The sequence below is a fragment of the Erysipelothrix sp. strain 2 (EsS2-7-Brazil) genome (assembly GCF_016617655.1).
Lineage (GTDB): Bacteria > Bacillota_I > Bacilli_A > Erysipelotrichales > Erysipelotrichaceae > Erysipelothrix > Erysipelothrix piscisicarius.
In genome coordinates this window covers 30,736-42,760 of the sequence record NZ_SCFT01000004.1, presented here as the reverse complement: position 1 = coordinate 42,760, position 12,025 = coordinate 30,736, and the positions used below count along the sequence as shown (strand labels likewise).

10 protein-coding genes, 9 tRNA genes and 1 pseudogene are annotated in these 12,025 nt (G+C 36.1%); all 20 read left to right on the top strand.

Annotated features, from left to right (window positions below; genetic code table 11):
• Window positions 1–3: 3 nt before the first annotated feature.
• Entirely contained in the window at window positions 4–537 is a 534-nt protein-coding gene (locus EPJ90_RS02900) for a helix-turn-helix domain-containing protein (protein WP_125163759.1), read from the top strand.
• A gap of 12 nt (window positions 538–549) precedes the next feature.
• On the top strand, window positions 550–1,593 hold the full coding sequence (potA, locus tag EPJ90_RS02895) for a spermidine/putrescine ABC transporter ATP-binding protein (RefSeq protein ID WP_200542547.1): 1,044 nt from the start codon (window positions 550–552) through the stop codon (window positions 1,591–1,593).
• Complete coding sequence (locus EPJ90_RS02890) at window positions 1,593–2,438, top strand: ABC transporter permease (RefSeq protein WP_161636746.1); 846 nt, start codon at window positions 1,593–1,595, stop codon at window positions 2,436–2,438. Before potA ends, EPJ90_RS02890 begins: the two co-directional genes overlap by 1 nt.
• Complete coding sequence (locus EPJ90_RS02885; RefSeq protein ID WP_123171011.1) at window positions 2,438–3,238, top strand: ABC transporter permease; 801 nt, start codon at window positions 2,438–2,440, stop codon at window positions 3,236–3,238. The genes EPJ90_RS02890 and EPJ90_RS02885 overlap by 1 nt, the downstream gene beginning before the upstream one ends.
• Window positions 3,235–4,284 (top strand): ABC transporter substrate-binding protein, encoded by a 1,050-nt coding sequence (locus tag EPJ90_RS02880; protein WP_161636745.1) that lies wholly within the window; start codon window positions 3,235–3,237, stop codon window positions 4,282–4,284. The genes EPJ90_RS02885 and EPJ90_RS02880 overlap by 4 nt, the downstream gene beginning before the upstream one ends.
• 207 nt (window positions 4,285–4,491) lie before the next feature.
• A tRNA-Cys gene (locus EPJ90_RS02875) sits at window positions 4,492–4,565 on the top strand.
• 5 nt (window positions 4,566–4,570) lie between these two features.
• Window positions 4,571–4,657 (top strand) — tRNA-Leu (locus EPJ90_RS02870).
• A gap of 40 nt (window positions 4,658–4,697) precedes the next feature.
• Window positions 4,698–4,774: transfer RNA gene (locus EPJ90_RS02865), tRNA-Arg, on the top strand.
• A 5-nt stretch (window positions 4,775–4,779) separates the two neighbouring features.
• Window positions 4,780–4,856: transfer RNA gene (locus EPJ90_RS02860), tRNA-Pro, on the top strand.
• Window positions 4,857–4,885: 29 nt separating this feature from the next.
• Window positions 4,886–4,962, top strand: a tRNA-Met gene (locus tag EPJ90_RS02855).
• 33 nt (window positions 4,963–4,995) lie between these two features.
• Window positions 4,996–5,072 (top strand) — tRNA-Ile (locus EPJ90_RS02850).
• A gap of 55 nt (window positions 5,073–5,127) precedes the next feature.
• Window positions 5,128–5,216, top strand: a tRNA-Ser gene (locus tag EPJ90_RS02845).
• Between the two features lie 70 nt (window positions 5,217–5,286).
• Window positions 5,287–5,363, top strand: a tRNA-Met gene (locus EPJ90_RS02840).
• Between the two features lie 2 nt (window positions 5,364–5,365).
• Window positions 5,366–5,441: transfer RNA gene (locus EPJ90_RS02835), tRNA-Phe, on the top strand.
• 214 nt (window positions 5,442–5,655) lie between these two features.
• Window positions 5,656–5,927, top strand: a pseudogene (locus tag EPJ90_RS08570) (response regulator); the annotation flags it as partial.
• Between the two features lie 108 nt (window positions 5,928–6,035).
• Window positions 6,036–6,317: a helix-turn-helix domain-containing protein gene (locus tag EPJ90_RS08560; protein ID WP_244660370.1), complete on the top strand. Its 282-nt coding sequence runs from the start codon at window positions 6,036–6,038 to the stop codon at window positions 6,315–6,317.
• A complete protein-coding gene (locus EPJ90_RS02825; RefSeq protein ID WP_161636743.1) occupies window positions 6,298–7,257 on the top strand; it encodes a sensor histidine kinase in 960 nt (319 codons plus the stop codon). The genes EPJ90_RS08560 and EPJ90_RS02825 overlap by 20 nt, the downstream gene beginning before the upstream one ends.
• A gap of 56 nt (window positions 7,258–7,313) precedes the next feature.
• Window positions 7,314–7,994 (top strand): ABC transporter ATP-binding protein, encoded by a 681-nt coding sequence (locus tag EPJ90_RS02820; RefSeq protein ID WP_161636742.1) that lies wholly within the window; start codon window positions 7,314–7,316, stop codon window positions 7,992–7,994.
• The gene (locus tag EPJ90_RS02815; RefSeq protein WP_200542546.1) at window positions 7,991–10,477 is read left to right on the top strand and encodes an ABC transporter permease; all 2,487 of its coding nucleotides are present in this window, start codon (window positions 7,991–7,993) and stop codon (window positions 10,475–10,477) included. The genes EPJ90_RS02820 and EPJ90_RS02815 overlap by 4 nt, the downstream gene beginning before the upstream one ends.
• A gap of 320 nt (window positions 10,478–10,797) precedes the next feature.
• Entirely contained in the window at window positions 10,798–11,928 is a 1,131-nt protein-coding gene (locus EPJ90_RS02810) for a hypothetical protein (protein WP_200542545.1), read from the top strand.
• The last annotated feature ends 97 nt before the right edge of the window (window positions 11,929–12,025 follow it).

The window sequence follows — 12,025 nt, the reverse complement described above, 5'->3', positions numbered from 1 at the left end:
ACTATGGAAATTGGAAAACGACTCAAACAGTTGCGCACAAAAAATGGTCTGACCTTAGAGGAACTCGCAAGCCGTAGTGAATTAACCAAAGGGTTTTTATCACAACTTGAAAACGACTTAACGTCCCCATCCATTGCAACACTTAACGATATCGTGGAGGCGCTGGGCACGAATTTGTCAGTCTTCTTTAAAGAAGAGTCTGCTGAGCAAGTTGTATTTACTGCAGATGATTATTTTATTGATGAACGCGATGATTCGACAATCCATTGGATTGTACCCAATGCGCAAAAAAACGAGATGGAACCCATCCTTTTAGAACTCGAGCCAGGTGGTGAATCCAATGAAATCTTACCGCATGAAGGGGAAGAATTTGGATATGTACTCCAAGGTAAGGTATCATTAAGGTATGGAGATGAAACAATAACGATTTCAAAAGGACAAACTTTTTACATAAAAGGAAATCGTAATCACGTCTTGGTTAATGAACATCAACAACGAGCACGTGTGATATGGGTGTGTACACCCCCTGTATTTTAAAGGAGGAAGAATATGGAAGCATTAATTCAATTTACAAATATTGTGAAGAGCTTTGAAGATCAACTTGTCTTAAAAGGGATCAACTTGGATATCTTTGAAAATGAGTTTGTGACGCTACTTGGCCCTTCTGGCTGTGGAAAAACAACACTTTTAAGAATCTTAGGTGGATTTTTAGAGCAAAGTTCTGGTGAAGTCTATTTCGAAGGCATTGAGATTTCGAAATTAGCTCCTTATAAACGTGAGATTAATACAGTCTTTCAACGGTATGCACTTTTTCCACACATGGATGTTTATGACAACATCGCATTTGGTCTTCGCATTAAGAAAACAAACGAAGATATTATTAAGCAAAAAGTTGATAAGATGTTGAATCTTGTAGGGTTAAACGGCTTTGAACACCGTCCTGTAACACTTTTATCAGGAGGACAACAACAACGTGTCGCGATTGCTCGAGCGCTTGTGAATGAACCAATGGTGCTTCTACTCGATGAACCTTTAGGGGCATTGGACTTAAAAATGCGTAAAGAAATGCAACGTGAACTTAAAGAAATCCAAGAAAATGTGGGTATTACTTTTGTTTATGTTACACATGACCAAGAAGAAGCGTTGACCATGTCAGATAAAATTGTCGTGATGAATGAAGGGGAAATCCAACAAATTGGAAAACCCATGGATATCTATAATGAACCTGAAAACCGTTTTGTCGCAACATTTATCGGAGATTCAAACATCATCGAAGGAACGATGATTGAAGATCGCCTTGTGGAATTTGATGGTGTTCAGTTTGAATGCGTTGATGCAGGTTTCTCAAATAATGAAGTGGTAGATATCGTAATCCGACCTGAAGACATTGATATTGTTGATGTGGAGCTTGGAAAATTAACGGGAGTTGTTGAGTCGATCCTATTTAAGGGTGTTCATTACGAAATTGTCGTTAAAACAGAGCATCGTGACTTTATCATTCATACAACGGATAATTCAGAAGAAGGCAAAGAAGTTGGCATCCATTTCTTCCCTGAAGACATCCATGTGATGTACACGATGGAGTCGTATTAATGAAGAAATATAGACCACTGGTTATTCCCTATGTAGTTTGGATGTCAGTATTTATTGTCGTGCCAATGCTCTTAATTGTATTTTATGCATTTACGACTGTAGGGAACCAAATGATTCCATTCCAGTTTAGTCTTATTAACTTTAAAAAATTCTTTGATCCCGTCTTCCTAAAAGTACTTCTTGATTCATTTAGAATTGCAGGGATAACAACCGTCATCTGTCTCTTAGTAGGATATCCTTTAGCTTATTTTATTTCACGGCGTTCAGAACGGATGCAAACACTCCTGATTCTCTTGGTAACCATTCCGATGTGGATCAATATGCTCGTTCGGACGTACGCTTGGATTAGTATTCTTTCAGACAAGGGGCTGATAAATAGTTTCCTTGCGTTGTTTGGGATTGCACCACTTAAAATGATGAATACAGATTTTGCGGTTATCCTAGGGATGGTTTATAATTTCCTGCCTTTTATGATTATGCAAATCTATAATGTTTTAGCGAAAATGGACGAGTCACTGATTGAGGCAAGTTATGACCTTGGAGCAAATCGTTTTGAAACTTTCCGTAAGATTGTCTTCCCCTTATCATTATCGGGGGTAATCTCCGGGATTACGCTGGTCTTCTTACCATCACTTTCGACCTTTGTCATTCCTCAATTCTTGGGTGGCGGAAGTTATGTTTTAATTGGTAACTTAATTGAAAATCAATTTATCAATATTGGTGATTATAATTTCGGTAGTGCTATCTCATTAATCATGGCTGTCCTTATTATGCTCTCAATGCATTTTGCGAATAAATTTGATCGTGAATACGATGAATCAAAACCAAAAGGAGGGAAACTCTAATGAAAGAAAAAAATCGTTGGATAGGGCCATTGGGAATTATCTTAATGCTCATTTTCTTCTATGGACCGATTCTTGTCATGATGGTGTTTTCCTTCAATGACTCACGTTCGTTGACGTCATGGTCGGGATTCTCAACAAAATGGTATGGAAAACTCTCGCAGAGTAACGATATTACTGCTGCTGTTCGAACATCGCTTTTCATTGCCCTAATTACAACGGTTATCGCAACGGTCGTTGGAACAATGACAGCAATTGGATTGAGTAAACATAAGAAAATTTTTAAGAAATCGATTTTGACCATTAATAACTTTCCTGTTCTTAATCCAGAGATTGTAACGGCAATTAGCTTCATGCTATTGTTTGCGTCCGTGAAGGGCCTCCAAAAAGGGTTTGGTACTATGCTTGTTGCCCATATAACATTTTGTACCCCATATGTCATCCTTACAGTCTTACCAAAGCTAAAGTCATTAGATCCAAGTTTGGCGGATGCTGCTATGGATTTAGGGGCTACGCCTACGGTAGCGCTGCGTAAGGTTATTTTACCGCAACTAACACCTGCAATTATCTCGGGAGCCCTTATCGCTTTTACAATGTCGTTTGATGATTTTGTAATTTCATACTTTGCTACCGGAAATGGTGTAAGCAATATTTCAATTCTTGTTTATCAAATGTCAAAACGAATTAACCCAACCGTGAATGCCCTCTCGACCATTATCGTTGTGATCATTACTGTTGTGTTAATCATTATAAATGTATTACCAATTCTGAAACGTAGTAAGAGAAAGGTGGCTGTTTCATGAAAAAAATCTTAGTAGCATTGCTTGCATCACTTCTTGTGTTAACCGGATGTGGTGCAAAAGAAACCAAAGAAGAACTCCGTGTTTATAACTGGGGTGAGTATATTGATGAATCGTTGATTCCTGAATTTGAAAACAAATACAACGTTCGTGTTATTTATGAAAAATTCTTATCCAATGAACAAATGTATAATAAGCTTCAAGATGGTTCAAAATTTGATGTGATTGTACCTTCTGACTATACGACGCAACGTATGCGTGAGGAGGGAATGCTTCAAAAAATAGATTACTCAAAGATTACAAACTATGAGAAAATTATTCCAAGCCTTAAAGGACGTCATATGGACCCTGACAATGAATACTCAGTTCCATACTTCTGGGGAAATGTTGGTATTCTCTATAATAAGAACACTGTAGACCGCAACGATCTTGAAACTCAAGGTTGGAATATCTTAATGAACGAAAAATATAAAGGCAAATTATTTTTCTATGATTCAGAACGTGATGCCTTTATGATCGCTTTGAAAGCACAAGGATTTTCAATGAATACAACACAAGAGGAAGAACTCAAAAAAGCAAATGATTGGTTAATTGAAATGAAACAAACCATGGATCCCGTTTACGGTACCGATGAAATCATTGATCAAATGATTGGTGGTGCCAAGGACATTGCGGTTATGTATTCAGGGGATGCGAATGCGATTTTACTCGAAAATCCTGACATGGACTATTATTCGCCTTCTGAAGGAACAAACACATGGGTGGATGCAATGGTTATTCCTGTTGACGCACCCAATCCAGATTTAGCACATAAATGGATCGATTTTATGATTTCAGAAGACGTGTCAAAGCGTATTACCGAAGAAATTGGATATACAAGTCCGATTCAATCTGTGATTGATGATGTGACAGGAGCTGATGGAGCATTCAATGGAATTGACTCCTATGTCACACGAACAGGTTACGATAAGGACGAAGAGTTTTTCTATGATCAAAACATGAAAGTAATTCTTTCTGATTATTGGCAAAGAATTAAAGCGACAAAATAACGAAAAAACGCATCAAAAAGGGCTAAAAAGGCCCTTTTTGTTGAATTAAAGGAACAATTAAATCTTTTTTTAAAAAAATGTATTATTTTGTATTTTAAGTGTTGCATTTCTATACTGATGATGTATAATGTAAAAGCACAGTGAGAAACGACAACAACAACAAAGACAAACGTCGAGTTAATATTAATATGTCGCGACACAGTTAATGGTTCCTTAGCCAAGTGGTAAGGCAATAGACTGCAACTCTGTGATCATCGGTTCAAATCCGATAGGAACCTCCAGTAATGGGGATGTGGCGGAATTGGTAGACGCAACGGACTTAAAATCCGTTGAAGGTAACTTCGTATGGGTTCAAGTCCCTTCATCCCCACCATTACTTTATTGATGGAGTTCTAATTTAAATCGATGTATATGCGCCCGTAGCTCAACTGGATAGAGCACTTGATTACGGCTCAAGAGGTTATGGATTCGACTTCTGTCGGGCGCGCCAATTTTCGGGATGTAGCACAGCTTGGTAGTGCACCTGGTTTGGGACCAGGGGGTCGCAGGTTCGAATCCTGTCATCCCGACCAATTTTATTATTAAAATTAAATATTCCTATGGCGGGTTAGCTCAGTTGGCTAGAGCGTCCGGTTCATACCCGGAAGGTCGCGAGTTCGAATCTCACACCCGCTACCATTTCTATTTTGAAAAGCGTAATACCGATGTAGCGGACCCTTAGCTCAGTTGGTTAGAGCTACCGGCTCATAACCGGTTGGTCGTAGGTTCGAGTCCTACAGGGTCCACCAATTTGACACTTAGGATCATCGGAATTTAATTACATTAAAATGCAAATAACTCTATGGAGGAGTACCCAAGTGGCTGAAGGGACTGGTCTTGAAAACCAGCAGACGTGAGAGCGTGCGGGAGTTCGAATCTCCCCTCCTCCGCCATATTATTTCTTTACGAAATAAGGTTGCATTATATACCAGTTATGCTATAATGACATAGCATTAAACATATCGCGGGGTAGAGCAGACTGGTAGCTCGTCGGGCTCATAACCCGGAGGTCGTCGGTTCAAATCCGGCCCCCGCAACCAATGGCCCTGTAGCTCAGTCGGTAGAGCAACGGATTGAAGCTCCGTGTGTCGTCAGTTCGATTCTGACTGGGGCCACCATTTAAACCGATAAGACAAACCACTCATTGAGTGGTTTTTTTTGTTCCTAAAAAGAGATTTTTTTATTGTTTGATGAATAAGTATTCAAGATACGATACTTAATAAGGCAACGATTTGTATGAACATAACAAACTCTTTTTAGAAGTATTATTTTTTTGAATTTCAAATTAAGAAATGCGATGGTTTATGTTAAAAATAATAGTATAATAACCATATGAAACTATTACTTGTAGAAGATGATCGAGCAATATCTCGAAGTCTAAAATATATCTTAGAAAAAGAAGGCTATCATGTTGATGCTGTATTTTCTGTGCAAGAAGCTGAACGCTTTCTTGGATTGAATCAATACAACATTCATATTCTTGACGTTCGACTACCAGATGGAATGGATTTGATATTTGTACGTTTATTCGGCAACAGAGTGAAGCCCCAATTCTATTTCTAAGTGTTGAAAATGAAGAAGATAGCATAGTTGAAGGCCTGACTCGTGGTGGTGATGATTATATTATTAAACCTTTTAAGTCAAAAGAACTTTTAGTTCGACTACAAAAGCTTTTGAAGAAACATGAAAAGCATGTATTCATAGACGGTGACATGAGTATCGATATGCAATCAGGAATCGTGAAGTTTGGTTATGAGATGATTAATCTTTCAACTATAGAATATAGATTACTCTTATTCTTTATTAGCCATAAAAATGAAATCGTTAAACGAGAAGATCTCTACGAATTGATTTGGGACTCTATGGAATATGTGAATGATAATGCGCTCTCAGCGTCCATTAAACGCTTAAGGGAGAAGTTTAATGGAGAATTAGATATTGTTACCGTTCGTGGACAAGGATACCGATACAAGCATGAAAATACTCAGAGATAAGAAAATTGCTCATCTTTTTGCACAAAGTATCATCTTAGGGGTATCTGTTGGTTTTTTATGTGCATATTTCATGAATTCATATGTTGGTATCTTAGTCGGAGTTCTATGTATCTTGATTTTGGTGTATCGATATCTCTTGTATCGAAGTAGAGAGATAGAAGAACTAACAGAGTATTTAAAGCGTCTGAATGATAACAGTCACGACTATGAACTCAACACATATGAAGAAGGAGAATTATCAATTCTGCATTCAGAACTCAATAAAATAACCGTTCTTCTCAAGACAATGAATCGAAACTTAGATGCCAACAATACCTTTCTGAAGAAGTCGTTAACTGATATCTCTCATCAACTTAAAACACCCATTACTTCCTTACTTCTTACTAATGACATTTCACGAGATGAATCACCAGATAATGATTTCTTACTTCAAAATCAAGAACAATTGGAGCGACTGGAATCATTGATAACCTCACTTTTACTTCTAGTTCGCTTGGAATCAAATACAATTGAAATGGATAAGAAACACGTTAATACTCATGAATTTGTGAATAGTTTGAAACTTAATATATCATCAAAAAGTAATGAGCTCGGCATTGAAACTAGAGTAGCTGCAAACACAATATATGTAGATGAAAAGTGGTTTTTAGAAGCAATCATTAATATACTTGATAATAAAACACGATATGCCCAAAATACAATCTTCATGACAATTGAAGAAAATGTATTTGAAACACAGATTATGATCTCTGATGATGGTGAAGAAATCGCGACGGAACTTAGAGAAAAAGTTTTTGAGAGGTTCGTTAAAACAAATAGTGTTAGCTCCAAGAGTGTTGGAGTTGGACTTGCAATATCTAAGGAAATAATCGAAAAACAAGGCGGTTCGGTTCGAATTATTGAGAAAAATACGTTTGAAATTAGGATACCTACTAAGTGACGAATAAATCACTTATAACACTCTCATGAAATATATAATAAAAGTGAGGTGATACTATGTCATTATTAGTGCTGGAAAATGTTTCAAAAACGTATAAGCAAGGCGACGCAGAAATTAAGGCTCTTGATAACGTCTCTGTTTCTGTGGATAGTGGAGAATTTATAGCAATTATGGGTGCAAGTGGAAGCGGAAAGTCGACTCTTCTCCATGTTATTGGAGGTGTTGATACTGTATCCAGTGGTGTTATTCGATTGGATAACACCAATCTTGGAGCATTAAGTGAAGAAGCACTCACGATTTTTAGAAGACGTCATATAGGTTTAATCTATCAGTTTTACAATCTAATTCCATTATTAGATGTAAAGGAAAATATTATCCTTCCTTTAGAGCTCGACAATCAAAACATTGATGAAATCCATCTGGAAGAACTTCTAAAGTCCTTAGAACTTGTGAATCGTGTAAACCACTTACCAAGTCAATTATCTGGAGGGCAACAACAACGTGTTTCCATAGCAAGAGCGCTCATGAATCGACCAACTCTGATTCTTGCAGATGAGCCAACGGGTAACTTAGACAAAAAAACATCTAAGGAAATCATTAAAATTCTTAGAGAAACCAATGAGATGAGCGAACAAACAATCATAATGGTTACTCATGATGAAACTATTGCATCACAGGCCAAAAGAATTATTGAAATAGAAGATGGTCGCATTATTAGAGATGAGAGAATACGATGAAATCACTTCTAAAAGTTCAATATAGACACCTTAAAAAATATTGGAAGCAAACACTAATGTCATGGTTGTCAATTATGATTGTAGTGAGTCTTATGACGGCCGTGATCGCAACATTTTCAGGATTTTATAGTAGTTACAAGTTATCGTCGCTTAAATACGGTGAACAATATAATGTCTACTTTCGAAATGTAAAAGATGTGGATGCATTGATTGAAAGTGGAGAAGATATTGTTAAGTATGAGTATACATCAAAAGTTGGAGATATAACGGCGGTTGATTTTAATGCTGAACAACATAGCCCCCAAACTTTTTTACTTTATGCTTTACATAATGAAGATTTTTCTTTCATCAAACAAGGTTCTCAGCAAACGCTTCTTAGTGGAAGATTGGCAGAAAACAATGAGGAAATGCACGTTTCTGAAATGATGCTTGAGGCATTGAATTTAGATGATCCTATAGGTCACAAACTCGATGTAAGATGGGCAGATGGCTCAAAATCGGCAGTTACAATTGTTGGTGTTGTAGATAGACAATATGCATACGACAATCAAACTAAGAGTGCTATGATGTCATATGACAATACAGTCTATGTTCAATTCGAAAATGACACAAAGAGTTTTGAGAAATCGGTTATTTCAATGATGGAGTCTAACAATCTCATAGATGAAGATGTAGTATTTAACGATTTTCGTAATGAACTATTAGGACTAAGCGACAATAAGAATATTATGTGGAAAGTTGTAGTGGTAATGGCAAGTGTTCTATTGGGTTTATTCACGTTAACATCAATCTTCACACTCTATAACACCCTGAACATTAGCCTCGAGAGTAAAGCAAAATCTTTAAGTCTCCTATCAACAATTGGGGTAACTAAAAATCAGATACGAAGGTCACTTTTTTTTGAGATGTTTCTGACCACAATTCCTTGTGTTGTTATAGGATTGATGGGTGGGTTTCTTGTGTCTCAAGGAATCTTTAACATGAGTTATCCCATATTATCTAACACGTCCCTATTTGGATATAATATTATGGAATTTGCGAAGCCAACTCTAACAATGGAGCTAATTTCAGGAATATTTATAGTCTCATTTATAGTTGTTTATATCCCATTACTTCGTTCTATAAGAAATATATTTAAAGAGAGTTCTATTGAATTGATACGTGAAAGCAAGCGGATAACAATCAATAAGAAAAAAGAAAAAACAAGATTCATCAAGTTATTTTGGGGGCAAGCAGGTGTTTTGGCATATAAAAATACGGTTAGAGATCGAAAAAAATACTTGGGTCTTAAACGTTCTTTGATAATAGGTACTGTATCGTTGGTATTGATTGCTTCTTTCTTGGCTTCTTCCCTAGATTTAGCCTCTGCAAAATTAGATCATGGTAATTATGCGATTCAAATTGAAAAACAGAATATCGATTCGAGCGCTTTTGATGACATTAGAAGTCAAATTGAAGAGAATGAAGACGTAAGTTCGACGTTTAAGGTGACAACAGAATCAGGACGACTTGGAATTTGGCATCACAATGATGTATTTGATGAAGAATTGAGATATTTATTGAGACATAAAATAATCGTTTTAGATGACAAAGATTTCAATACATTATATCCCTCCGTTAATCTTCATGAAATTGTGGTAAACGATTATTTTGAAGGCGTCATTTCAGACTATAATAACGGAAGAATGCAGATATCTCGCCATTTAACTGACTTGAAAGTTGGTGATCTTGTCCATTTTTATACATATGATGGAACAGATGGGAAAAGTATGTCAAAAACATCAGAGTATCCCATCGGTTTAAAGGTTGACACATTTGATGGTGCATCCTCAGTGCTCAAATTTTTCTATAATGAGTCGATCATTCGTAGTGAGGTACTAGTAAACTATATTGTATCCCAAACTTTGTTTGATAGAATTGAGAGTGAGAGCCCTTATCAGTTTGTACTGAATAGGAGTTTGTTGATTGAGACTGAAAAAGCGGATGCAGTTGAAACAAGCCTTATTAGAATGAAGCCAATATTTTCTATTAGAAACTTAGCCTCAGACTATACGCAAGATAAGAATGTTTATGATGTTATCGTAAAAATATTATTTTCAGTGATGGGTCTGATTCTCTTGATGACGGTTACGAGTATTCTTAATACAACTATATCTGAACAGGATAGACGCAAAGGCGAGTATGCAATCCTAGAGTCAGTGGGAATGACACGCAAGGACATGTGTAAGATGTTACTCTACGAATCTGTATTTACAATAGGGAAAGTGATTGTTTACTCAATCGTATTAAGTTTTGGACTATCCTATGGACTGTATGCAATTGTAAGAAAAGTGATTTGGATGCCTGAATTTAACTTTAGATTGGACTATCTCTTGTACGCAATTATTGGTTCTACGCTAATACTGATTACTCAAACTCTAATTTCAACAAGTATGTTCAATCGAGAATCGGTTATTGAACGTTTAAAGTCTCAAAAATATTGAGAGTAGTTTTAATATTGTGCTTCAGTTCCAAAAGTGATTTTTTGAGAAATGATTTAACTCTTATTTGATGAATCGGTAGGTGCATCGACTCTTTTAAGCTCGTTGATATGAATCATAGATAAACGATGTTCAGGTGGCCAACGATTTTCTTGTGCATCAATAATGAATTTGGTATCATTTTTTTATTAAAGGGGGATTATTATAATGGTGGTATTTAACCAAGAAATGATAGCTATAAGATCAATACGGACTGGAAAGTTTCTTTCACCAAAGGATATTCTGGAAAGAAGTTTATTTGAAAGAACACGGTACTAGATATCATGAAAAAATTATCTTACTGTATTCTAATGATATTACTTATTGCAGGCTGTTCTTCAACACCTTCCACAAATGCACTTAAAGATACTAAAACAATAGTATTAGGGAACGATACTTTCCATAGCGCAAAATCACCAGAATTTCTAAACTTATTGAATCACACGGAGTTTAAGTTTCTCGATAAGAGTGGGCATGTTCTAGGCTCGAAAAAATATCGCGGAAATTTTTATAAATTAAAAATTGATAATAATTTTTACTATCTGATATCATCCGATAAATTTATAAAGGGAAAATTATCGAACCAAGACGAAAAAGTATACAACTTCGAACCCTCTTTGAATGCGATTGATTCACAGGTATATCTTTATGAAGAAAATTTGTATTTCATTGATAACCAAGGCTTTAGATCGGAACCTACAAATTATTTGACATCAATATATAAGAACAACGAGAAACTTTTCGATATTGAGGATGAACAAGCAACTTCTCTTGTAGTGATTGGTTCTGATGTTTATGTACTTACGGAAAATAACCATAATCAAAAACATTCTGAACGTGGAATTAAACGAAAGCTCTACAGATATAATATTGAAAATAAAATGATTGAGAAGATGTCTGAAACATTGGAATCAAGGCACTATACCTCACAACTCATCACGGATTCAGAAAAACTATATCTTTATTTGTATATAGCGGATAATGTACCAATCTCAGATAGTATTGGCTCAATAGAAGACCGGCTTCTTGTAATTGATAAGGATTTGAATGTTGAGTCGATCTCAGATTTTAAGCGATTTGGACCATCCTTCACAAGTGATGTACAAAATTCTATCATCAATAACAAGCTCTACATTAAAAGTGAGCGTCACGAGCTTCGAATGATTGATTTAAATACTATGGAGCGTCGGGATCTTACACTTGAGCCAATAAGTGATACCGCACAGTATCATTATTGGTCTCAGTATTGGTATGATTCGAGTAAAGAAAATCTTGTTCTATTTGGGAACTTTGAATCCAAGCCAAACTACACACAGTATGTCTACGATTTGAAAAGTGGTGGACTGATTGAAACGATTGAATGTCCTGATGTGAGTGCGTTGTATCGGTCTAGTTCCATCGAATTATCAGAGTAGAGGATTTGCATCGAATCAGTACATATATTGCTTAATTCATGCCTAAAAGCGTTCTTTTATGTAAAGTTTATTATATAATAAAGAGACTAAGTAAAAG